The following is a 22,662-nucleotide window of genomic DNA, read 5'->3' on the forward strand; positions in this document are numbered from 1 at the left end:
GGGGGATCGCGGCTGGGGACGACGTGTCAGCGTGGTTCTTTGGGCAGGCCCAGGACCTGCTCGCCCAGGACGTTGCGCTGGATCTCGACGGCGCCGCCGTAGATCGTCTCTGCCCGGGAGTTCAGGAAGCTCGCCTGGAACAGGCTGAGCCGGTAGTCGTCCTCGACGAGCATCGAACCGGCGCCCGTCGCGTCCATCAGTAGTTCGCCGAAGTCGCGGTGCCAGGTGGACCAGAACAGCTTGGAGATCGACGACTCGGGTCCGGGGTGGGCGTTCGCGACGGCCCGGGAGATGGTGCGGATGTTCATCGCCTGCATGACCCGGAGCCCGACATAGGCCGACGCGATGCGGTCCCGCAGCACCGGGTCGCTCGGCCGGGATCGCACGAGGTCGATCAGCGCCCGCATCTCGCGTTCGAACCCGGCCTGGAAGGGCAGCACGGTGGTGCCGCCGCGCTCGTTGCCCAGGGTCCCCATGACCACGCGCCAGCCACCGTTGACCTCACCCACAACAAGGTCCTTGCTGGTACGGGCTTCGGTGAAGAAGACCTCCGCGAACTCGGCCCCACCGGCCATGTTCCGGATCGGCCGTACCTCGACGCCCGGCTGGTGGCGGGGCACCAGGATCATAGAGATCCCCCGGTGTTTCGGGGCGTCCGGGTCGGTGCGGCACAGGACGTACAGCCAGTCGGCGTAGTTACCGAAGGTCATCCATATTTTCTGGCCGTTGATCACCCATTCGTCGCCGTCGAGTTCGGCCCGGGTACGCAGGCCGGCCAGGTCGCTGCCGGCTTCGGGCTCGCTGAAGCCCTGCCCCCAGAACTCCTCGACCGCGGTGATCTTCGGGAGGAAGCGGGCCTTCTGCTCGGGGGTACCGAACGCGAGCAGGGTCGGGCCGAACAGGTCACGACCGTGGACCCCCACCCAGTACGGTGCCTGCGCCCGGGCGTGCTCGACCTGAAAGATGATCTCCTGGGCGAGCGTTCCGCCGCGGCCGCCGTACTCGACCGGCCAACTGATGTTCAGCCATTTGTCCTTCGCGAGGAGTTTTTCCCACTCCCGGCGGAGTTCCCAGGCGGTGTCGTCGGCCGGGCCGCCGACGCCCAGGATGGTCCGGAAGTCACCGGTAAGATGATCGGCGATCCATGACCGCGCCTCCTCCTGGAACTGCCTGTCCTGTGCGGTGACGGCAACGTCCATTGGCTACCTCGCCCACTCGCGCCCAAGTGGGCGCCTCCGGCCGGATCAACGTGCAAAACCGTACAAAAAGTTAGCTGATAGCTGAGGCTATCGCAACTTGAGCGTCAGGCGGTGGGATGTCCATGCGGATCCCGACGCGCTATGGTTAGCTGATTTAGCTGATGGGAGAGGTGCTGTCGTGGACTTTGACCTCACGGACGAGCAGCGCATGCTGGCGCAGACCGCGCGGGACTTCGTCTCGCGTACCTGCCCACCGCGGCTGGCCAAGGAATGGGATGAGCAGGGCGTCCTGCCCAAGGAGCTCTTCCGCGGCATGGCCGACCTCGGGTGGTTCGGCCTCCCACTACCGGAGGACAGCGGTGGGGGCGGCGGTACCGCGCTCGAACTCGTGCTGCTCGCCGAGGAACTCGGGCGTGCCAGCCTCGACATCGCGATGTGCTACTCGGGCACCTTCATCCCCGGGCTCACCCTGCTGAAGTGGGGCACCCAGGCCCAGCGCGACCGCTACCTGCCCGGCATGCTGGATGGCACCGAGCGTTTCGCCATCGCCATGAGCGAGCCGGACGCCGGCTCCGACGTCGCGGCACTGCGCACCACCGCGGTCGACCACGGCGACCACTTCGTCCTCAACGGGCAGAAGGCATGGTGCACCGGGGCGGGCCTGCCCGGTACGACCATCGCGATGTACGTGCGCACCGACCCGTCCGCGCCCAAGCACGAGGGGCTGTCCCTGGTGCTGGTCGATCCCGCGACCGCAGGCGTGGAGATCCGTCGGACGCCGACGTTGGCCCGGCACATCCTCGGCACCAACGAGGTGTTCCTGCACGACGTGGTCGTGCCCCGGGAGAACCTGGTGGGTCCCCTGCACGGCGGTTGGAAGGTCATGCTCTCCGGGCTCGACCTCGAGCGGGTGCTCATGAGCGGCGCATACGTCGGGGTGGCCCAGGCCACGCTCGACGAGGCGCTGGAGTACTCCAAGCAGCGCCAGCAGTTCGACCGGCCGATCGGGAACTTCCAGTCGCTCTCGCACGCGATGGCCGACCTCCAGGTCGAGATCGACTCCGCTCGGCTGTTGTCGTACCGGGCCGCCTGGCTGCACGCCCAGGGCCGGCCGTGTTCCCGTGAGGGTTCGATGGCCAAGCTCAAGGGCTCCGAGACCTATGTCGCGGCGGCTCGGTGGGGCATGCAGATCCTCGGCGGTCACGGCTTCGCCACCGAGAGCGTGATGAGCTTCCGCTGGCGTGAGTCCATCGTCGCACCGATCTCCGGCGGCACCAGCCAGATCCAGCGCAACGCGATCGCACGCAGTATGGGCCTTCGCAGCTACTGACAGCAATTGGCTACCGATGGTAGTCGCTACTGATGACGGTCACCGATGACCCTGTCCAGGAGAGGCAGCCACTGAACATGGCGAACTACGACTTCGGGGACGTCCTCCTCGTCGAGTCCGACGGCCCGGTGCGCGTCGTCACGATGAACCGTCCAGCGGCGTTGAACGCGTTCGCCGGCGGGCTGCACGAAGCCATCGCCGACGTCTGGGCACGCATCGCCAGCGACCGGGACGCACGCGCGGTGGTGCTCACCGGGGCGGGTCGCGCGTTCAGCGCGGGCGGCGACATCCCGGGGATGGCCCAGCAGATCGCCGACCCGGAACACCGCCGGCACAGCATGCGCGAGGCGCGGCGGCTCGCCGACGAGGTGGTGCGCTTCCACCTGCCGGTGGTGGCTGCGGTCAACGGCCCCGCCGTCGGCCTCGGGGCGACGATCGCGGTCATGAGCGACATCGTCCTGATCGCCGACACCGCGTTCCTGGCTGATCCGCACGTGCAGGTGGGTCTGGTCGCCGGTGACGGTGGCGCGGCGTTCTGGCCACTGGCCACCAGCATCCTGCGGGCCAAGGAGTACCTGCTCACCGGTGACCGCATCCCCGCGGACCAGGCTGTCGCCCTGGGCCTGGCCAACCGGGTGGTCCCGGCCGCCGAGTTGATGGACGAGGCCCGCCGGGTCGCGCACAAGCTTGCCGGGCTACCCCCGCAGGCCGTCCAGGACACCAAGCGGGCGATCAACCTGCATCTGGCGCAGGCCGCTCGGCTGGTCCTGGATTTCTCCCTGGCGGCGGAGGGCGAGTCGTTCACCACCGACGAGTTGCGCCACAACGTCGAGAGCTTCAAAGCCAAGTCATGACCATGACCATGATCGTGACCATGGGCGCCGTCTCATGAGCGCACCGGTCGCAGGGATCAGCTGAGCAGATCGAGGACGGTCTGCTTGTCGGTGTCCTCCAGTAGGAGTTTGCCGACCGCGGTGAGGTGCCGGCGCCAGAAGGCCTCCGCCTCTTCGGTCTGCCGGTTGCGGATCAGCGCGACGAGCTTGGTGTTGGCGCGATGTGCCTTGCCCACGAGCGTCCCCTGCTGGTCGGGGTCGCTGACACGCGCCATGTGGGAGGACACGGTGGCGGACTCGACGATCCGGTACAGCATTCCGACCAGGAGTCGCAGGGTTCGGTTGCCGGCCAGTTCGACGACGAGAAGGTGGAACTCCGCGTCGATGAACAAGAACCGCTCGTGATCGTCGAGGGCCTCCTGGCAGCTGGCCAGCATCTCGTTGAGCCGCGCGAGGTCACCGTCGTCGTGCCGCTCGGCGCACATGCCGGCGGCACGGGACTCCAGCAGAGCCCGGGCCTCGTAGACGTCGGCGAGGGTTGTGCCCCGGTACTGCAGGATCGCACCCGCGTACCGGGCGGCGGTGTCCCCGGACGGGAGATGGACGCGCGCTCCGCCGCGCGCACCCCGTCGGACACTGATCAGCCCCTCGGACTCCAGCACCCGGAACCCCTCCCGTAGAGTCGGGCGGGAGACTCCGAAGCGTTCCATGAGGACCGCTTCAGACGGAAGCGCCGTTCCCTCGCCGAGTTTTCCGAGGATGATCTGCCGGCGGAGATGACTGGCGACGATTTCGCCGGCTTTGGGTACGCGGACACGGTCTTCGGTCGCCACGGAATCCTCCTGCTCGTTGGCACCGCCGCAGAACGGGAGTGGTGACTCGGCGTTGGGTGCCGGAGGCGGGTGAGTAGAGGTGTCCCCTGCGCGGTCGCTTCGATAATAATCTATCGGATCGCCCCTTGGCCTGTGTCTCCGGGCGATGAGGACGTTCCGGTTCGCGCACCCTTCAGCCGGGCTGGCCAGGCTGGCCGGCCCGGCTGGTCAGCCCGGCTAGATGCCTATCCGCTGGGCGAGCTGTTCGCGATGGTAGGCGGGGTCACCGAACAGGAGCTGCGAGGTCTTGGCCCGCTTGAAGTAGAGATGGGCGGGATGTTCCCAGGTGAAGCCGATCCCACCGTGCACCTGGATGTTCTCGGCGGCGCAGTGGAAGAACGCGTCCGAGCAGTAGGACTTGGCCACGCTGGCCACGACCGGGAGTTCGTCGTTGCCCTCAGCGGCTGCCCACAGGCCGTAGTACGCAGCGGACTTGGCCGACTCCACGTCCAGCAGCATGTCCGCGCACTTGTGCTTGATCGCTTGGAACGAACCGATGGGCCGGCCGAACTGTACCCGGATCTTGGCGTACTCGACGGCCATCTCCAGCACCTTCTGGGCACCGCCGACCTGCTCGGCGGCCAGGCCGATGGCCGCGGTGTCGAGAACCCGCAGGAGAACGCCCTCGCCCTCGCCGTCGACACCGATCAGCCGGGCGGGGGTGTCGTCGAAGTCGAGCCGGGCCTGCTTGCGGGTGAGGTCCATGGTCGGCAGCGCGGTGCGGGTGAGGCCGGGCGCGTCGCCGGGGATGGCGAAGAGGCTGACTCCGGCTGCGGTCCGAGCCGCGACCACGACGAGGTCGGCGGTGTGACCGTCAAGCACGTAGCTCTTGGATCCGTTCAGCCGCCACTCGTTGCCGTGCCGGGTCGCGGGGAGCGTGATCCCGTCGGTGTCCCATCGGCCGGACTCCTCGGTGAACGCGAGCGTCGCTCGGGTGTCGCCGCCGGCGATGCCGGGCAGGTAGTCCTTCTGAGCCGCGTCGTCGCCGCTGGCGACAAGCGCCGTCGTCGCGAGGACGACCGTGGAGAAGTAGGGCGCGCACAGCAGCGCGCGGCCAGCTTCCTCCAGGACGATGCCCACCTCGACGAACCCGTAGCCGGCACCACCGTGCTCTTCGGGGATCGCGAGACCCGTCAGGCCGAGTTCGCCGGCCAGTTTCGCCCAGACGTTCGCATCATAACCCTCGGTGGTCTCCATGAGACGCCGAACTTCGGATTCCGGAGAAAGATCCTCCAGGAAGTCGCGCACGGCGCGGCGTAGCTCTTCCTGCTCCTCGCTGAAGGCGAAGTTCACGGCAGCTCCCGGCTACAGGCAATATTCTGAACGAGGGTACAATTAGTAATCTAATTCGGCAAGATATACTCTGAGTAACAGGATGGCGTGCCGTCGAATCGGACGACACGACGTCGTTGAGCATGTCATCCCGTGGCTCAGGCCATTGTCAGTCCACCGCTTACCGACAGTGTCTGCCCGGTGATGTAGCCCGCCGCGGGGGAAGCGAGGAAGACGACGGCCGGGGCGATGTCGGTCGGCTGCCCGATCCGCTTCATCGGGACGGCCCGCGCGAGCGAGTCGTAGAGGCGCTGGCTGACGTCCGCGACCTGGTCGAGCAGGGCGGTGTCGGTCGGGCCGGGGCAGACGGCGTTGACGGTGATCCCGGCGGCGGCGGTCTCTCGGGCGAGTGCCTTGGCGAACGCGATGACCCCACCCTTGGTGGCCGAGTAGACCACCTCGCCGGACGATCCGACCCGTCCCGCGTCCGAGGCGATGTTGATGATGCGGCCCGACCCCCGTGCCAGCATGCTGTCAAGGACCGCACGGCTGGCGCGGATCGTGCCGAGCAGGTTGACATCCACCAGGCGCAGCCAGGTTGCCTCGTCGCTGTCGACGAACGGGCCGATCACGTCGACCCCGGCGTTGTTCACGAGGATGTCGACCTCGCCGAGCTCCGCCCGCACCCGCTCGACAGCGGCGAGCACGCTTGCGTTGTCGGTCACGTCGACGGTGACGCCAAGGGCGCGGCCGGCCAGTTTGTCCGCGGTCACCGCGGCGCCGTCGCCGTCGCGGTCGGCCACGGCTACAGCCGCCCCCGCCTGCGCCAGGGCGGCCGCGATGGCGGCTCCGATCCCGCGGGCGGCGCCGGTCACGATCGCGACCTTGCCCTCAAGTGCCTCGGTCATGCGCCGCGCTCCTCTCTACATCGCTGGCGGGTCCCGGTCGGTGCATCCGTGGTCCCGTATTGGCGTCATATCATATAACTATTTTGGATGTCATGATCGGACCTTCGGGTTGCCTCCCGAGACTGCCGGCCGGCCCCGTGACTGGTTGCCCGACACCACAAATCGTGCAAGCATCTAACTTGTTACATGTCCTCTGCCGTCACGCGGAAGTGCCGGGCTCCGCCCACGTCCGTCACGACAGAGCGGTCAGCTCCGCCACACTGCGTCGGGAGAACGATGTCGGGTCTACTTGCCTACGGTGCCTATCTGCCCTACCACCGGCTCCAGCGCAAGGCCGTGGCCGCCGCGCTCGGCGGCCGTGGTGGTTCCGGTGCGCGCACGGTGGCCTCCTTCGATGAGGACACCACATCCCTGGGTGTGGAAGCGGCGCGGATCACCCTGCGGGGTCACGCGGCCGCGTCCGGGCCTCGGCAGGTCTATTTCGCCACGACGGCGCCGGCCTATCTGGACAAGACCAACGCCACGGCCATCCACGCCGCACTCGGGCTGGACGAATCCGTGCTCGCGGTCGACATGGTCGGCTCGGTGCGGTCCGGCGTCGGGGCCCTGCTGGCCGCGAGCGCGGCGACCGAGCCGACGCTGGTCGTGCTCTCCGACATCCGCACCGGCCTGCCCGGTGGCGCGGACGAGCGTGACGGCGGTGACGGCGCGGCGGCACTGCTGGTCGGGCCGGGCACGCCGGCGGCACCCGTGCTCGCGGAGATCCTCGCGAACGCCTCGGCCACCGAGGAGTTCCTCGACCGGTGGCGCGTGCCGGGCGACGACCACTCGCGGGTCTGGGAGGAGCGCTTCGGCGAGTCGGTCTACGTACCGCTCGCCGACCGGGCATTCGCCGACCTGCTCAAGCAGATCGACCTGACGCCGGACCAGATCGACCACCTCATCGTGGCCGGTCTGCACGCGCGGTCGGTGGCCTCCTTCACCCGGCGCGCGGGCGTACGGCCCGACGCCGTCGTCGACGGCCTGGCGAAGACCGTCGGCAACACCGGGACCGCCCATGCCGGCCTGCTGCTCGCCGACACCCTCGACAGGGCCGGGGCGGGTAAGACGATCGTGGTCGTCGTCCTCGCGGACGGCGTGACCGCGGTGGCGCTGCGTACCACCGAAGCCCTGCCCGAACACCGCGCCGCCGTCTCGGTGGCGGCCCAGATCGCCGGCGGGCGGGACACCCTGCGGTATGCCGACTTCCTCAACTGGCGGGGCCGGCTCGCGACCGAACCGCCCCGGCGGCCCGATCCCGACGCCTACGCTGCTCCGCCGGCCGGCCGCAACGCCGACTGGAAGTTCGGCTTCACCGGCTCCCGTTGCAACAACTGTGCTACCCGGCACCTGCCGCCGGCGCGGGTCTGCCGTTCGTGCGGCGCCGTGGACGACATGGCGCCGGAACGTCTCGCGGACACCTACGGCACGGTGGCGACGTTCACGATCGACCGACTTGCCTTCACCCCGAGCCCGCCGCTGGTCGCCGTGGTCATCGACATCGACGGCGGTGGCCGCTTCAAGTGCGAGCTGACCGATGTCGACCCGGACAGCGTCGCCATCGGCGACCGGGTCGAGATGACCTTCCGCAAGGTGAACACCGCGCGGGGCATCCACAACTACTTCTGGAAGGCCCGCCCCGTGCGGGCCGCGGGCAGCACCGAAGGGCTGGAGGCCTGAGATGGCGTCACGCGGGATCAGGGACAAGGTTGCCATTGTCGGCATGGGCTGCACGTCGTTCGGGGAGCGCTGGGAATCCTCCGTCGACGACCTGCTGATCGAGTCCTCCCAGGCGGCGTACGCTTCGGCCGGGCTGTCCCGGGACGATGTCGACGCCTACTGGCTCGGCACGATGGGTTCGGGTAACTCCGGGTTGACGCTGTCGCGTCCGCTGCGGCTGCCCTACAAGCCGGTCTCCCGGCTGGAGAACTACTGCGCCACCGGTTCGGAGGCGCTGCGTAACGCCTGCTACGCGGTAGCCAGCGGTGCCTACGACATCGCCATGGCGATCGGGGTGGAGAAGCTCAAGGACTCCGGGTTCTCCGGCCTGGCCGGGGCGACGCCGCCGGGCGACGGGACCGGGTCGGAGACCACCGCACCGGCGAACTTCAGTCTGCTCGCGCCCGCCTACGCCAAGAAGTACGGCGTGGACACCGACGAGATGAAGGACGTCCTGACCCGCATCGCGTGGAAGAACCACGTCAACGGCGCGCAGAACCCGCGGGCGCAGTTCCGCAAGGAGGTGGCCAAGGACGTCATCTGCAACGCGCCGCTGGTCGCCGGGCCGCTGGGCATCTTCGACTGCTCCGGTGTCAGCGACGGGTCGGCGGCGGCGATCGTGGTCCGGGCCGAGGACGCCCACCGCTACACCGACAAGCCGATCTACATCAAGGCGCTGTCGTTCATCGCGGGACCGGCCACGGGTAACTCCGACCCCGACTACGACTACACGACCTTTCCCGAGGTCGTCGCATCAGCGAAGGACGCCTACGCCCAGGCCGGTGTGACCGACCCGCGGGCAGAGCTCGCTCTCGCCGAGGTGCACGACTGCTTCACCCCCACCGAGCTCGTCCTGATGGAGGACCTCGGTTTCGCCGACCGTGGGTTCGGCTGGAAGGAAGTCCTCGCCGGGACCTTCGATCGTGACGGTGACCTCCCGGTCAACCCGGACGGCGGTCTGAAGGCGTTCGGGCACCCGATCGGGGCGTCCGGCCTTCGGATGATGTTCGAGTGCTGGCTGCAGCTGCGCGGTGAGGCTCCGGCGGAGCGCACGATCTCCACGATCGCCGCGGGCAAGAAGCTCGGCATGACCCACAACCTGGGCGGCGGGCCGGGCGAGTGCGTGTCGTTCGTGTCGATCGTCGGTTCCGAACCGTCAGCCTGACCGCCATCGGCGGTCAAAGCCCGGAGCACCAGGCCGGCCGGATACCCATCCGGCCGGCTACGTGCGGTAGAAGTCCTGTCGGTGTCTCACCATCTCGACCGTGACGAGACGCTTGTCCTCGTCGATGCTGTAGACCACTCGGTAGGTCGCCCGGCGGGCGGACCACAGCCCGGCGAACGGCGCGTGCAGTGGTTTGCCCATCCGGCCTGGCTCTGCGCGCATCGGTCCTGTTACCAGTTTCAGGACGGCCGCCGCCACCGGCTCCGGTAGCTCTTCGGCGACCGCCCGCCGGGCGGAGCGGGACCAGCGGACCTCGTACGGGTCGTTCACCCAGCCTGCCGTTTCCTCTGGTGGAAGGCGTCGAGCACCTCGTCGGTCGGGTAGACCTCGCCGCGGGCGACCTCTTGGCGTGCCTGGAGGATCGCCGCAACCGTGTCGGTGTCTGCGAGGATTTCCAGGGTTTCGTGCAGGCTCTCCCACTCGTCCACGGAGACCACCACGGCGGCGGGACGTCCGTTGCGGGTCACTGTGACCTGGTCGTGCTGCTGCTGTACCCGAGTGACCAGTTCGGACAGCCGGGTCTTGACCTCCGCGAGCGGCAGCGTTTCCAAGGTCGGAATTATAGTCATCAAATTGTCGCCACTGCACAGACCAGCGCCGTCCGCGAGGCCAGCGACGGGAGCACGAGAGGATCGGGAGAGGTACAGCCGTGCGGCTGCTCGTTGCAGAACGCGCTCAGGCGATGCAATCTCTTGGTCTGTAGGGGTACTCGGCGCTCGGCGCTCGGCGCGCCGTCGCAGATGTCACATCGTTCAGTGGCTCGTGCTGCTCATCGGGCCGCGCTGTTCAGCTGTTACGCGCTGTTCAGCTGTTACGCGGTGGTCAGGTTCGCGGCGCGGGGTGCGCACCAGACCCTCCTGTGCGATCGAGGCCACCAGGTATCCGTCGGCGTCGTAGACGTGGGCCCGGACCAGAGCATGACCGCCGGCTGCCACCGGGCTCTCCCTGTCGTGCAGCAGCCACCCGTCGGCCCGGAACGGCCGGTGGAACCAGACCGCGTGGTCAAGACTGGCCATACCGGCGTCCCTGGTGGTTTTGCCGTGCGGCAGCAACGCTGTGCTAATAAGATCAAGATCGGACGCGTAGGTGAGCGCGCAGACGTGCACGAGCGGATCGTCGGGCAGCGGCTCGGCCGACCGGAACCAGACCCGCTGACGGGCGGGCCTCGGCCCGCGCTCCGCCGCCAGCGCCGGTGGCTCGTCCACGCAGCGTACTTCCGTCCTGAACTGCCCGGCGCGGAACCACTGCATCCAGGGCGCTGATGCGGCGCCCGCGTCGGCGTACCAGTCCTCCAGCGTGCGCACCTGGTCCGGCGGCGGCACCAGCGGCATCGGCTCGGCGTGCGTCGGACCCTGCGCCGGGAGGTGGAACGAGGCGCTCAGCTGGAAAATCGTTTCTCCGAGCTGGACACCGACCACGCGTCGGGTGCTGTAAGAGCCGCCGTCACGGATTCGATCGACCAGGTAGATGACCGGCACGGCCGGGTCGCCCGGCCGCAGAAAGTAGGCATGGAGCGAGTGGACGGAGCGGGCCGGTTCGACGGTGCGGCCGGCCGCGATGAGTGCCTGGCCGGCGACCTGACCACCGAAGAGGCGGACCGGCAGTTCTCCGTGGCTGCTCCACCCGCGGAAGATGTCCACGTCGAGCCGCTCAAGGTCGAGGACACCGACCAGGGTGGTGGGGCGCTGGTGTCGAGTGCTGATCACATCCTCCTCCGTGTCGTCAAGTATGAAATTAAATGATTTATCTTTAGTGAAGGAGGATGGGCGAGTTCATGGGTCCGGAGTCACATCCGGCCCCGGCGGTGCGCCTGCGAGGTCGCTGCCCGCTGGCGACTTGCACGGTCCGTGCCTGCTCAGGCGGTCTGGGTCGTCCTGTCCGGAAGTCGTCGCGGAGTTGGCGGTCTGGCCCTATAGTGCAACTCATTAAGCGTATTGTTGCCTGTGTTGATCTGGTTGTGGTTGCGGTGTGTCGAATAGGCCGGCCTGACCTGGAGGTGTCGTGACGACGCACGACGCGGGGTTGCTCGCGCGGCTGGAGCAGGTGGAGGCGCGGCTCGCGCTCGGGCAGCTGCCGATCCGGTACGCGCTCGCGGTCGACGGCCGTGACCTCGACGCCTGGATATCGCTGTTCGTGCCGGATGTCAACTGCGGCCGGCACGGCCGCGGCCGGGAGGCACTGCGTGGATACATCGCGCCCAGCCTGCGGTGGTTCTACCGGTCGGTGCACCAGATCTGCGGTCATCGCGTGGAGTTGCTCGATGCCGACAACGCCCGCGGGCAGGTGTACTGTCGGGCCGAGCACGAGGTCGGCGACCGCTGGATCGTCATGGCCATCTGCTACTTCGACACCTACCAGCGGATCGACGGCGAGTGGCTGTTCGCCCGGCGGGACGAGCGGCACTGGTACGCAGCCGATGTCACCGAGCACCCGCAGGCCGTGGGATTCGACAGTTGGGGCACGTCGCCGACGCCACCGGGCCTGCCGCAGTCCTTCCCGACGTGGGCAGGCTTCTGGGACGGCGTCGACACCACCGGACTGACCGCGTCCGGGACCACTTCGTCCGGGACCACTTCGTCCGGACTGACCGCATCCGGGGCGACCGCCGCCCGGACGACCCGGGCATGACCGCCGCGGCCGGGACGACATGGATGGCCCAGCTCACCGGAGTCTGGTCGGGCCCGGGTGCGGGTCAGACGGCTGTGATCAGTGGTGCTACTCGCTGGACCGGCGCCGACCTGCTGGGGCACGCCGCGGGCGCGGCCGACTGGCTCGACAGCCTTGCCGTGCCCGTGGGAACCCCGTTGCCGGCTCTGGTCTCGACCACGCTGGAAGCTCTTGCGCTGACGATCGCGGGCGCTGCCACCCGGCGTCCCCTCGCGCCGATCAGCACCAGACTCACCCCCCGGGAACTCACCGCCTGTCTGGCCGGCCTCGCCGGCGATCTGCTCCTGGCCGAGCCGGAGGCGGCGGACCTCGGCCGGGAACTGGCGACGGCAACGGGCCGTCGGCTTGTCGTTCATCCACCGGCCGCGGCGTCCGACCGGCTGTTGACCGACCGGCTGTCGGCGGACCAGCCGGGTCCGGATGAGACCGCGCTGATCCTGCACACGTCCGGGACCTCCGGGGTGCCCAAGGCGGTGTATGTGGCCGAGGGCAAGCTCGCAGTACGGGGCAGGGTCAACGCCGCGATCGTCGACCTTGCGCCGGGCAGCGTGTACGCATCTGGTTCGCCCTACCATCACATCGCCGGCCTCGGCATGATCGCGGTTGCGTTGGGCGCCGGAGCCACGGTTGTCTGTGCGCCACCGTTCTCGCCGCGTAACTGGCAGGACCTGGCCGACTACGGCACGACACATGCCCTGCTGGTACCGACGATGATCGACCGACTGCTCGCTGAGGGCGCGCTGGCATTGCCGACGCTGCGCGTGCTGCAGTACGGCGCGTCCCCGATCCATCCGGACACGCTCCGCGAGGCGATGGCAGTTCTTCCGGGCGTTGCCTTCGTGCAGATCTTCGGGCAGACGGAGGGTTCTCCGGTCACCTGTCTGAACTTCGACGATCATCGACTTGCGGCCACGACCCGGCCCGAGCTGCTGCGCACGGTCGGCCGCGCGGCGCAGGGTGTGGAGCTGCGGGTGGTCGATCCGGGTCCGGACGGCAGCGGCGAGATCCGGGCCCGCGGCGAGCACCTCTTCCAGCCCGAGGCCGACGGTTGGCTGCACACCGGAGACCTCGGTCATATCGATTCCGATGGCTATGTCACGCTGCTGGGCCGCCGTGGTGACCGCATTGTGCGGGGTGGGGAAAACGTGGATCCACTGGAGGTTGAACAGGTCCTCAGTCTCCATCCCGCGATCCGCGAGGTTGCCGTCGTCGGCCGGGCGGACCGGCGCTGGGGTCAGGTCGTGAAGGCGTTCGTCGTCCCCGCCGACCCGCGGGATCCACCGGACGTCGAGGAGCTGCGCCTGTTCGCGCGGGAGTCCCTGAGCGGGTTCAAGGTGCCCGCCGAGTGGGAGATGATCGAAATTCTGCCGAGAAGCGCCGCCGGCAAGGTGTTGCGTAGAGTGTTGCAATCGTGACCACGGTTAACGTCGACCCGGTCGGGCCGGGATCAGCCGGGTCAGGATCGGCCGGGTCAGGATCGGCCGGGCTGCGGATCGGGGTTCGGCCACCCTTCGCGCTGCTGCGAGGCGGCACCGAGCGCCTGTACGAGGCCGCTGCGCAGATCCGGGACCTCGGATTCGACCATGCCGTCATCGGTGACCACGTGAGTTTTCGCGGCGGCTACGGTTCCGACGGGCTCATCCAGGCCACGGCGTTGCTGGTCGCCGCGCCCGACATCGAGGTTCACACCGGGGTCTTCCTGCTACCGCTGCGTCACCCCGTCCCGGTTGCGCGTCAGGTTGCCACGCTCGCGGCCATGGCACCCGGGCGGTTCGTCTTCGGCGTGGGCATCGGCGGTGAGGACCGCGCCGAGGTCGAGGCATGCGGTGTCGACCCCGCCACCCGTGGCCGCCGGATGGACGAGGCCCTGGTCGTGCTGCGGGCACTGCTGGCCGGTGATGCGGTGACGGTCGACGGGGAGCACTTCCAGCTCCGCGACGTGCGGGTGTCACCGCCGCCGGCCGTGCCCGTACCGATAGTGATCGGCGGCCGGTCGGCCGCGGCGGTTCGGCGGGCGGGTCGTCACGGTGACGGCTGGCTCGGTGTGTGGGTCTCGCCCGAGCGTTACGCCTCCGTCATCGCCGAGATCGATGACGTCGCGACCGCCTCCGGTCGGTCCGCGGTGGCCTGGCGGCACGCGCTGCTGGTCTGGTGCGGCTTCGGCGGGTCGGTCCAGGACGCCGGTTTGTCGGTCTCGCGGGCGATGGAGAGCTTCTACGGCGTGCCCTTCGACCGTTTCTCGCGGTACGTGCCCCGGGGGACCCCGCAGGATGTGGCGCAGGCGCTGGTGCCCTATCTTGATGCCGGCTGCCGCGATGTGCACCTGCTGCCGGTCGCCGGTGACGAGGATGAGGCACTTGAGTCGGCGGCGCAGGTACGCAGCCTGCTCCTGCGGCGCGGGTGAGCGACCCCGGTTCTCCCGGTCGGGAGAACCCGGTCGGGAGAAACAACGGAGACGAACAGCAGTCAACGCTTCATCGGATGGCTGGGATCCTCTGCCATCCGCCTTCAATGACGAGGAGTAATTCGTGGGGCAGTTCACGTTCCCGGTGGAGGCCGGTCAGATCATGCTCTTCGCGCGCTCGGTCGCGGATCCCAACCCCGTCTACCACGACGCGGAGCGGGCCGGGGAGGCTGAGACGGCGGGGATCATCGCTCCGCCGACGTTTGTCCAGTCCTCCGCCCAGTACGACCCTGACTATCCGCTGCGACCGCGTACCGGCGAGGCATGGTTCGGCTCCGGCCGGGAACCCAGCGGAGTCACCGATGCGGTCTCCGGCGGCGGCCGGCTGCACGCCGAGCAGCATTTCGAGTATTTCCGGCAGGTCCGGCCGGGCGACCTGCTCACGGTGACCAACGTGCCGGGAAACACCTGGGAGAAGACGGGTCGGCGGGGCGGCAAGCTGCTGTTCGAAGAACAGGTCACCGAGTACCGGGACGCAGCCGGCGAGCTGGTTGTCCGGGCCCGTGGCGTGAGCGTGCGACCCGAGAAGCCGGTTGAGCAGGGGGCGAACTGATGGCATTGCGCGGCGCTGAGGTGAAAGTCGGCGAGATTCACGAGCAGGTGCTCGTCGACGATCTCACCCGGACCCAGATTGTGCAGTACGCCGGCGCATCCGGGGACTACAACCCGCTGCACACCGATGCGGTGTACGCGCGCGATGCCGCGGGCTACCCGGGTGTGTTCGCGCACGGGATGCTGGCGATGGGTATGACCGCCCGCGCCGTCACCGACCTGGTGGGCGACGGTCGTCTCACCCGCTACGGCGTCCGGTTCAAGAGCCAGGTCTGGCCGGGTGACCGCCTCACCGCCCGCGTCACCGTGGCCGGCCTGCGCGAGGCCGACGGCGTCAGCCTGGTCGACCTCGACGTGGTCACGGTCAACGCGCGGGGCGAGGAAGTCATCGCCGGCTACGCCTCGGCTCGCGTGGACTGACGAACTGGTCGGGTCCAGACCATGCGCGTGTGCTGGGTGACTAGTGGGCCAAAGGGCGCGCGACGATCGTCAGATCGCGCGCCCGGAGGCCGCAGTTCCCGGAGAACTGCGGGGACTCCACGTCGGGTCCCGCAGTCACCCAGCACAGTGTCAGTGGCCGATCACGACGGGCTTGCGGCCGAGCTCGTCCAGTAGCGACTGGCTGTAGACGATCCGTCCGGTGATATCTGACTCGGCCAGGGCCAGTGCGGCCTCGGCCAGCACCGAGGGGTCCTCGATCGGGAAGTCCGCGACGAGGTCATGCGCACCCGCTCCGGGCGTCGCGACGTTGTCGAGCGGGGCGAGCGCGTTGGCTCGTATCCCGTAACGGTAGCCCTCGGCCGCAACCGCGGTCGTGAAACGTTCCAGCGCCGCCTTGCACAGGCCGTACGCGGCGAAGCCACGCTCGTGCACCGGTTCGAACGGTGGGCCCTGCGGGTGCTGTGCGGCCCGGGAGGAGATATTGATCACCCATCCGGCCCCCCGCTCGCGCATACCCGGGAGCACCAGCTGGGTCAGCTCGAAGGGCGCCCACACCTGAACTTCGATCATGAGGCGAAAACGCTTCTCGGTGAACTCCTCGACCGGCGCGAGAAAGGTGACAGCCGCGTTGTTCACGAGGATGTCGACCGGCCCGAACGCCTCGACGGTCTCGGCGACGATGCGCCGCCTGTCCTCGGCCGAGGACAGGTCCCCGCGCACGGCCACGGCTTCGTGGCCGGCGGCCTGGATAGCCTCGACGGTCTCCCGCAGGCTTCCCGGGTACCGGGGGTCGGGCTCGAGGGTGCGGGCCATGGCCGCGACCCTGGCTCCTTCGCGCGCGAGCCGGAGCGCCACCGCTGCTCCGAGGCCGCGGCTCGCCCCGGTGACAAGCGCCACCCTTCCGTCCAGCGTTCCCACGGATCCTCCTCGACCGGTGGGTGGAATCACCCCACCATATGGTCTAAATAGTCATATATTTAAGTAACGTCTGCCCGGCCTGGCGATCAGTGGCCGGCGCCGTCGACCTCGACGAAGTCGCGCCCGCGGATCATGCGGGTCGGGGTGAAGACCAGGACGTCTTTGCCGTGTTGGTTACGTACTGTCACGCGGCTGGCCACGATGCCGCGTCCGGGCTTGCTGGTCGGGCGGGCCGACAGGGTCTCGACGATCGCGTGCAGTGTGTCGCCGACGTAGGTGGGGCCCTTGACCGTCAGTTCCATCGACAGGAATGCCAGGCCGGTGCCGTGCAGCGCGTTGGTCTGGAGTACCAGGCCCTCGGCGATGCAGTAGACGAAGGCTCCCGGTACCAGCCGGCCCGCGTAGCCGCCGGCGGCGGCGTGGGTGGCATCGACGAACAGCGGCTCGTTGAAGCCGCCCCACTGGATGAACGTCATGAGGTCGGATTCGGTGATGGTCCGGGCCGAGGTGCGAAACGCCGATCCCGGGACCATCTCCTCCCAGGTCATCCCAGGCGCCAGCAGCGGCACCTCGCTGCTCTTCGGCGTGGGGGCGGCGGTGTCGGTCGCTGCGGTGTCGGTCGCTGCGGTTTCGGTCACTGCTGAACTCCTCGTCGGACGGCCGGCGGTGGGTCAGATTTCGGCACGGTGTTGTGCTTCGACGGCGATGAAGTCCGGCTTGCGCTTCTCCCGGATCGCGGCGATGCCCTCCTGGGCGGAGGGGCTCGCGAAGCCGTAGAACTCGTGCGCGAGCGAGGCTTCGAACGCCGGCAGCTGCACCCGGTACCAGTGGTTGAGCGAGGACTTGGTCGCGCGCAGCGCGTCGGACGAGCCGGTGGCCAGCGCGCTCGCCACTTCGAGGCCGCGTGCGTGTACCTGGTCGTCGTCCACCGCGAGCGAGACCAGCCCGATACGCTCGGCTTCCTCACCGGTGAGGCGCTCGCAGGTGAGCAGGTAGTACTTGGCCTTGGCCATCCCGCACAGCAGCGGCCAGCACAGCACGGCGTGGTCGCCGGCCGCGACACCGAGCCGGGTGTGGCCGTCGACGATGGTCGCACGCTTCCCGACCACCGAGATGTCGGCCATCATGCCGACGGCGAGACCCGCGCCGACGGCGGGGCCGTGCATGGCCGAGACCACGGGCTTGGACAGGTCCAGGACGCCGAGCACCATGGCGCGCGCCTCGTGCAGAACCCTGGTGCGGACTCCGGGGTTGTCGGCCATCTCCTGGAGCAGGTCGAAGGTACCGCCGGCGGAGAACGCCTTGCCCTCGCCCTGGATGAGTACGACCCGGGTCTGCGGGTCGCGGTCGATGACCGGCCAGACCTCGGCGAGGTCGCGGTGCATCCGCGGGTTGACCGCGTTGAGGTTGGGTGCGTCAAGCACGATGCGCAGAACGCCGAGCGCGGGTCGCTCGAAACGTAGCGTCGGAAAGTCGTCGTACCGGTCGCTCACACGTGACTCCAGCGTCGTCGCGCCGCGGACCGCGGCAGGGGGATCAGATCCGGTCGCATCTCGAAACAGGCTCTCAGGGGACGGTTGGCTCCGAAGCACGCTACTCGACGAATCGATTAATACGCTTACTGATTGAGTGTCGCATGCGAGGGGCGGCGGTGGCTAGATCGACAGCGTCCGCAGCGTCCGGTTCGTATATCGCATCCGGGTGCAACTCGTGACATCGTCTAGATAAATAGTCGAATATTACTGGAGGTTTGCTGTGAGTGAGGCGTGGATCATCGACGGCGTGCGGTCGCCGCGTGGCCGGGGCAAGGCCACCGGGTCGCTGCACCCGCTGCACCCGCAGGAGGTGCTGGCCCAGATACTCAACGCGCTGCGTGACCGGGTCGGTTTCGACCCGCTCGAGGTCGAGGACGTGGTCGCGGGCAACGGTATGCAGACCGGAGAGCACGGCGCCGACATCGGGCGGCTCGCGTTGCTGGCGGCCGGCTGGCCGGTGCAGACACCCGGGTCGAGTCTCAACCGGTACTGCGGCTCCGGCCAGCAGGCGGTCAGCTGGGCGGCGATGGGCATCCTGTCCGGTCATCAGGACCTGGTTGTCGGCTGCGGCGTGGAGTCGATGTCACGGTGGCCGGTGGCTGAGGGCGTGGTGACGCTCGATGCCGGCAACGCTCATCTGCGGGAGCTCTACCCGATGGTTCCGCAGGGCGTCAGCGCCGACCTCATCGCGACGCTGGAGGGCTTCACCCGCGAGGACGTCGACGCCTTCGCCGCCCTGAGCCAGGAGCGGTGCGCGAAGGCCGTGGCCGAGGGCCGGTTCGACGGTTCGGTCGTGCCGGTCAGCCATCTCGACGGCACGCTCGCCCTCGACCACGACGAGTTCCCCCGCCCCGGTACGACCGTGGCCACGCTCGCGAAGCTGCCGGCGTCGTTCGAGCAGCTGGCGACCCAGGTGCAGGCGGGCTTCGACCGGTCCTTCGACGACATGTGCCGCGAGGTCTACCCCCAGGCCGGCGAGATCCGCCACGTCCACCACGCGGGTAACTCCAGCGGCGTCGTCGACGGTGCGTCCGCGATCCTGCTCGCCTCGCCGGACTACGCCCGGGCCCACGGGATGACCCCGCGTGCGCGCGTCCGGATGACCGCGGTGGCGGGAGCCGACCCTGTGATCATGCTGACCGCGCCCGGCCCGGCCAGCCTGCGTTGCCTGGCCAAGGCGGGCATGACCGTGGCTGACATCGATCTCTGGGAGATCAACGAGGCGTTTGCCGCGGTCCCGCTGAAGACCATCCGCGACCTTGATCTCGACCCGGACCGGGTCAACGTCAACGGTGGGGCGATCGCGCTGGGTCACCCCATCGGAGCGTCCGGCCCGATGCTCATCCAGACCGTGCTGGACGAGCTCGAGCGGCGTGACGCCAACGTCGGCCTGGTGACGATGTGCACCGGCGGCGGCATGGGTACGGCGACGATCATCGAGCGGATCTGACACCTTCCCGGGACGCGTCCCCCGCAGCGGCCGTGGTGTCCGTTGGGATCCCACGGCCGCCCGGCGGCTCTGTAGACCCGGGGACTGCGGCCTGCGGGCGCGCGATCTGACGATCGTCGCGCGCCCTTTGGCCCTTTGGGGCCTTTAGCCCGCCGGCGCGTCCAGGAAAATCGTCTTGTGCTCGAGGTACTCCGCCACGCCCTCCGGGCCGTACTCGCGCCCGTAGCCGGACGACCCGAACCCGCCGAAGGGCAGCGCGAAATCGATCGCGGCACCCTTGTTGATCGCGACAGTGCCGCTGCGGATACGGTCGGCGAGTGCCCGTGCCTGGCCGGGATCCCGCGCGAAGACGGCGCCGGACAGGCCGAAAGGGGTGCCGTTGGCGATGGCGACAGCCTCGTCGAGGTCGGTGTAGGTGAGCACGGTGAGCACCGGACCGAAGATCTCCTCCTGGGCGATGCGCGACATCGGTGACACACCGGTGACGAGAGTGGGGGCGACAAACCAGCCCCGGGTGGTGTGCGGCGGCGGGCCACCGCCCGTGACCACCCGTCCACCCTCCTTCGCGGCGTCGGCTACGTAGCCGAGCACCCGGTCCCGGTGGCGCCGGCTGACCAGCGGACCTACCTGGGTGGCGGGATCACGGGGGTCACCGACGACCAGGGCCTCGAAGCCGGCCCGCAGTGCGTCGAGGAGTTCGTCGTGCCGCCGCCGGCTGACCAGGATGCGGCTCAGAGCGATACAGGCCTGCCCGTTGACCAGGGTGGCCGCGGCGACGATCGCGGCGACGACCTCGTCGAGCGGGGCGTCATCGCACACGATGCCGGCGGATTTGCCGCCCAGTTCGAGACTGACCCGGGCCAGGTGGCTGGCGGCGGCGGCGGCCACCGCGCGACCGGTCGCCGTGCTGCCGGTGAATGCGATCTTGTCAACGCCCGGATGCCGGGTGAGGTGGTCACCCCCGGCGCCGTCGCTGGCCACCAGGTTCAGCACGCCGTCGGGGATACCGGCGGCACGCGCGGCCTCGGCCACCGGATAGGTGTCCAGGCACGTCTCCGGCGCGGGTTTGCAGACCACCGTGCAGCCGGCGAGCATGGCCGGGGCGAACTTGTTGGCCGCCAGGACGAGCGGGCTGTTCCAGGCGGGAATGGCCGCGACGACCCCGACGGGTTCCCGGGTGACGTCCGCGCAGGCGCCGAACAGACCCGTCCGGCGCTCACTCATGGTCATCTTCTCGGCCAGCCCGGCGTGATAGCGAAGCAGCGCGATCATGCTGACAGGTTCGGAATGGGCTGCCCGCCGTGGCAGGCCGAGTTCGTCGAGGACGAGTTCGCCCATCTCCTTGCGGCGCGCCGCGAGTTCGTCGGCGAACCTGCTCAGGTGCTCGGCTCGTTCCTTGATTGCCATCCGCGGCCACGGGCCGGTGTCGAAGGCCTCCCGGGCAGCGGCGACAGCCGCGTCGACATCGGCTGGCTCGCCGCACGGCGCGCTGCCGACGATGCCCTCCGTCGCCGGGTTCACGACCGTGAAACGCCGGTCACCGGCTGCCGGGCGGAAGCGTCCACCGATGAAGAACGTGTCCTGCTTGACGGCTTCCATCAGCGGCCCAACTCGATGATTCCGCGGATGTTTCGCCCGTCGGTCATGTCCTGGTATCCCTCGTTGATCTCGTCCAGCGAATAGCGGCGGGTCACCATCTCGTCGAGTTTCAACTGGCCGTTGCGGTAGAGCTCCAGCAGCATCGGGATATCCTGGTGCGGATTGCAGAAACCGAACAGGCACCCGACGACCTTCTTCGCGAAGGACGTGAGCATCCCGCCGGGCAGTTTGACCGTGATCTCTTCGTAGCGGTCCGCTATTCCGGTGAGGACGAGGGTGCCACCCTTGCGGGTCATCTCGTAGCACTGGTGGATGACTTCCGGGTTGGCCACGCCCACACACTGGATCACACTGTCAGCCAGGACACCCTGGGTGAGATCGCGAACGTGGTCGAAGGCTTCGGAATGATCCGTGAAACCGGCCTGTGCCCCGAGCTGTTTGGCGAACTCGTTCTTGAAGGGCACCGGATCCACCGTCACGACCGTTGCCGCGCCGGCCAGCAGCGCACCCTGCACCGCGGCCGCTCCGATACCGCCGATGCCGTAGACGACAACGACGTCACCTGGGCGGACGTTCGCCGCGTTGACCGCCGATCCCCAGCCGGTGGGCACACCGCACCCCATGAGGCAGGCGACGTCCAGCGGCGTGTCGTCCGGGACCTTCACAAGTGAATTCTGGTGCGCGACGAAGTGTTCGGAGAAGGTCCCGAGGGTGCAGAAGGCACCCAGATCGGTCTGACCCAGATGGAACCGGTAGCTGCCGTCGGCGAATGCTCCGGTGAGGGTGGTGGCGCCGGCATCACACAGATAGGAGTGACCCGACGTGCACCAGCGGCAGTAGCCACACACGGGGAGAAACGAGGTGACCACCTTGTCGCCCGGCCGCAGCCGGGAGACCCCGGCGCCGACCTCCCGCACCACGCCACCGCCTTCATGGCCGCCCACCATCGGGAAGTGGAATCCAGCGCCTTTTCCGAGGTGGTCGTCGGAATGGCACAGCCCGGCGAAGAGATTCTCCACCAGGACTTCGCCGTCGCCTGGGCCGTCGAGGGAGAGTTCCTCCACGGTCCAGGGTTGGCCTCTACCGTGCAGGACCGCGGCGCGTGTCTTCATGGTCGTACCCTTCCGGTTACCGTGCCGTCAGTCCAGAAATTCTGTCAGTTCAGGGACGGGGTTTCGGTGTCCCGGCCGGAGCGCAGAATCTTCCCCGGGAAGTCCCCGGTGAACGTGCCGTGATGGGCGATCTCGACACCGTTGACCAGGACGCGCTCGACGCCGTCGGCCTCACCGTAGAGGCGGCCCGCGCCGGCGGGCAGGTCGAAGCGCGTCTCGGTGGGCTGGCGGGCGATGCGCGCCTCGTCGAAGATGACGACATCGGCGGCGCCGCCGACCCGGAGACGACCACGATCACGCAGGCCGTACAGGCGGGCCGGGACGTCGGTGATGAGGCGGACGGCTTCCTCAAGTGCCACCACCTGCTGTTCGCGGACCCCATGTTGCAGCAACATCGTCGAATAACCGAAGAACTCCACCATGTCGAGGTGGGCCCCGGCGTCGGACGCTCCGATGACAGCCCGGGGATCGCGCCAGACCTGGGCACGGGCCTGCCAGTCCTCCGGCCGCGCCGCACGGGAGGGGTT

At 68.8% G+C, this 22,662-nt stretch carries 23 protein-coding genes; 10 read left to right on the forward strand and 13 right to left on the reverse strand.

Going from position 1 to position 22,662, the window contains the following annotated elements; translation table 11 throughout:
• Positions 1-26: 26 nt before the first annotated feature.
• A complete protein-coding gene (locus U9977_RS12650; protein ID WP_322749437.1) occupies positions 27-1,199 on the reverse strand; it encodes an acyl-CoA dehydrogenase family protein in 1,173 nt (390 codons plus the stop codon).
• Positions 1,200-1,377: 178 nt separating this feature from the next.
• Here U9977_RS12650 and U9977_RS12655 point away from each other — a divergent pair, with 178 nt between their 5' ends.
• On the forward strand, positions 1,378-2,529 hold the full coding sequence (locus U9977_RS12655) for an acyl-CoA dehydrogenase family protein (RefSeq protein WP_322749438.1): 1,152 nt from the start codon (positions 1,378-1,380) through the stop codon (positions 2,527-2,529).
• Positions 2,530-2,561: 32 nt separating this feature from the next.
• The gene (locus tag U9977_RS12660; protein ID WP_322749439.1) at positions 2,562-3,383 is read left to right on the forward strand and encodes an enoyl-CoA hydratase/isomerase family protein; all 822 of its coding nucleotides are present in this window, start codon (positions 2,562-2,564) and stop codon (positions 3,381-3,383) included.
• A 56-nt stretch (positions 3,384-3,439) separates the two neighbouring features.
• Here U9977_RS12660 and U9977_RS12665 read toward each other — a convergent pair whose 3' ends face one another.
• The 3 genes from U9977_RS12665 to U9977_RS12675 form a co-directional block, all read right to left on the reverse strand.
• Positions 3,440-4,195 carry a FadR/GntR family transcriptional regulator gene (locus tag U9977_RS12665; RefSeq protein WP_322749440.1) on the reverse strand — a complete coding sequence of 252 codons (756 nt, stop codon included), beginning with the start codon at positions 4,193-4,195 and terminating at the stop codon, positions 3,440-3,442.
• Between the two features lie 216 nt (positions 4,196-4,411).
• Positions 4,412-5,527, reverse strand: coding sequence for an acyl-CoA dehydrogenase family protein (locus U9977_RS12670; RefSeq protein ID WP_322749441.1), 1,116 nt, complete (start codon positions 5,525-5,527; stop codon positions 4,412-4,414).
• A 137-nt stretch (positions 5,528-5,664) separates the two neighbouring features.
• Positions 5,665-6,414, reverse strand: coding sequence for a glucose 1-dehydrogenase (locus U9977_RS12675; protein ID WP_322749442.1), 750 nt, complete (start codon positions 6,412-6,414; stop codon positions 5,665-5,667).
• 276 nt (positions 6,415-6,690) lie between these two features.
• On the opposite strand from U9977_RS12675, the gene U9977_RS12680 reads away from it, so the two are divergent.
• On the forward strand, positions 6,691-8,133 hold the full coding sequence (locus U9977_RS12680; RefSeq protein ID WP_322749443.1) for an OB-fold domain-containing protein: 1,443 nt from the start codon (positions 6,691-6,693) through the stop codon (positions 8,131-8,133).
• 1 nt (position 8,134) lies between these two features.
• Positions 8,135-9,337, forward strand: coding sequence for an acetyl-CoA acetyltransferase (locus tag U9977_RS12685; RefSeq protein WP_322749444.1), 1,203 nt, complete (start codon positions 8,135-8,137; stop codon positions 9,335-9,337).
• Positions 9,338-9,394: 57 nt separating this feature from the next.
• Here the strand turns inward: U9977_RS12685 and U9977_RS12690 are convergent, their stop codons facing one another.
• The 3 genes from U9977_RS12690 to U9977_RS12700 all read right to left on the reverse strand — a co-directional run bounded on the left by U9977_RS12690 (position 9,395) and on the right by U9977_RS12700 (position 11,103).
• Positions 9,395-9,667 carry a type II toxin-antitoxin system RelE/ParE family toxin gene (locus tag U9977_RS12690; protein ID WP_322749445.1) on the reverse strand — a complete coding sequence of 91 codons (273 nt, stop codon included), beginning with the start codon at positions 9,665-9,667 and terminating at the stop codon, positions 9,395-9,397.
• On the reverse strand, positions 9,664-9,966 hold the full coding sequence (locus U9977_RS12695; protein WP_322749446.1) for a type II toxin-antitoxin system Phd/YefM family antitoxin: 303 nt from the start codon (positions 9,964-9,966) through the stop codon (positions 9,664-9,666). The genes U9977_RS12690 and U9977_RS12695 overlap by 4 nt, the downstream gene beginning before the upstream one ends.
• Before the next feature lie 183 nt (positions 9,967-10,149).
• Positions 10,150-11,103, reverse strand: a complete 954-nt coding sequence (locus U9977_RS12700) for an acyl-CoA thioesterase II (protein WP_322749447.1) — start codon at positions 11,101-11,103, stop codon at positions 10,150-10,152.
• A gap of 316 nt (positions 11,104-11,419) precedes the next feature.
• On the opposite strand from U9977_RS12700, the gene U9977_RS12705 reads away from it, so the two are divergent.
• From U9977_RS12705 to U9977_RS12725, 5 genes are all read left to right on the forward strand, one after another.
• Entirely contained in the window at positions 11,420-12,025 is a 606-nt protein-coding gene (locus U9977_RS12705; RefSeq protein WP_416210158.1) for a nuclear transport factor 2 family protein, read from the forward strand.
• A complete protein-coding gene (locus tag U9977_RS12710; protein WP_322749449.1) occupies positions 12,022-13,479 on the forward strand; it encodes a fatty acid--CoA ligase family protein in 1,458 nt (485 codons plus the stop codon). The genes U9977_RS12705 and U9977_RS12710 overlap by 4 nt, the downstream gene beginning before the upstream one ends.
• A complete protein-coding gene (locus U9977_RS12715; RefSeq protein ID WP_322749450.1) occupies positions 13,476-14,468 on the forward strand; it encodes an LLM class flavin-dependent oxidoreductase in 993 nt (330 codons plus the stop codon). The genes U9977_RS12710 and U9977_RS12715 overlap by 4 nt, the downstream gene beginning before the upstream one ends.
• A 124-nt stretch (positions 14,469-14,592) precedes the next feature.
• A complete protein-coding gene (locus U9977_RS12720) occupies positions 14,593-15,081 on the forward strand; it encodes an FAS1-like dehydratase domain-containing protein (protein ID WP_322749451.1) in 489 nt (162 codons plus the stop codon).
• The gene (locus tag U9977_RS12725) at positions 15,081-15,500 is read left to right on the forward strand and encodes a MaoC family dehydratase (RefSeq protein ID WP_322749452.1); all 420 of its coding nucleotides are present in this window, start codon (positions 15,081-15,083) and stop codon (positions 15,498-15,500) included. Before U9977_RS12720 ends, U9977_RS12725 begins: the two co-directional genes overlap by 1 nt.
• Positions 15,501-15,650: 150 nt before the next feature.
• On the opposite strand, the gene U9977_RS12730 is transcribed toward U9977_RS12725, so the two are convergent.
• The 3 genes from U9977_RS12730 to U9977_RS12740 all read right to left on the reverse strand — a co-directional run bounded on the left by U9977_RS12730 (position 15,651) and on the right by U9977_RS12740 (position 17,932).
• A complete protein-coding gene (locus U9977_RS12730) occupies positions 15,651-16,439 on the reverse strand; it encodes an SDR family NAD(P)-dependent oxidoreductase (RefSeq protein ID WP_322749453.1) in 789 nt (262 codons plus the stop codon).
• An 86-nt stretch (positions 16,440-16,525) separates the two neighbouring features.
• Positions 16,526-16,987 (reverse strand): MaoC family dehydratase, encoded by a 462-nt coding sequence (locus U9977_RS12735; RefSeq protein ID WP_416210587.1) that lies wholly within the window; start codon positions 16,985-16,987, stop codon positions 16,526-16,528.
• A gap of 123 nt (positions 16,988-17,110) precedes the next feature.
• The gene (locus U9977_RS12740; RefSeq protein WP_322749455.1) at positions 17,111-17,932 is read right to left on the reverse strand and encodes an enoyl-CoA hydratase/isomerase family protein; all 822 of its coding nucleotides are present in this window, start codon (positions 17,930-17,932) and stop codon (positions 17,111-17,113) included.
• A gap of 262 nt (positions 17,933-18,194) precedes the next feature.
• On the opposite strand from U9977_RS12740, the gene U9977_RS12745 reads away from it, so the two are divergent.
• A complete protein-coding gene (locus tag U9977_RS12745; RefSeq protein WP_322749456.1) occupies positions 18,195-19,424 on the forward strand; it encodes an acetyl-CoA C-acetyltransferase in 1,230 nt (409 codons plus the stop codon).
• A gap of 144 nt (positions 19,425-19,568) precedes the next feature.
• On the opposite strand, the gene U9977_RS12750 is transcribed toward U9977_RS12745, so the two are convergent.
• From U9977_RS12750 to U9977_RS12760, 3 genes are all read right to left on the reverse strand, one after another.
• Entirely contained in the window at positions 19,569-21,023 is a 1,455-nt protein-coding gene (locus tag U9977_RS12750) for an aldehyde dehydrogenase family protein (protein ID WP_322749457.1), read from the reverse strand.
• Entirely contained in the window at positions 21,023-22,135 is a 1,113-nt protein-coding gene (locus tag U9977_RS12755; RefSeq protein WP_322749458.1) for a Zn-dependent alcohol dehydrogenase, read from the reverse strand. The genes U9977_RS12750 and U9977_RS12755 overlap by 1 nt, the downstream gene beginning before the upstream one ends.
• Positions 22,136-22,179: 44 nt before the next feature.
• Positions 22,180-22,662: amidohydrolase family protein (locus U9977_RS12760; protein ID WP_322749459.1), on the reverse strand; the 483-nt coding region annotated here is incomplete at its 5' end.

Origin of the sequence: Protofrankia sp. Cas8 (assembly GCF_963555845.1) — a bacterium.
GTDB lineage: Bacteria > Actinomycetota > Actinomycetes > Frankiales > Frankiaceae > Protofrankia.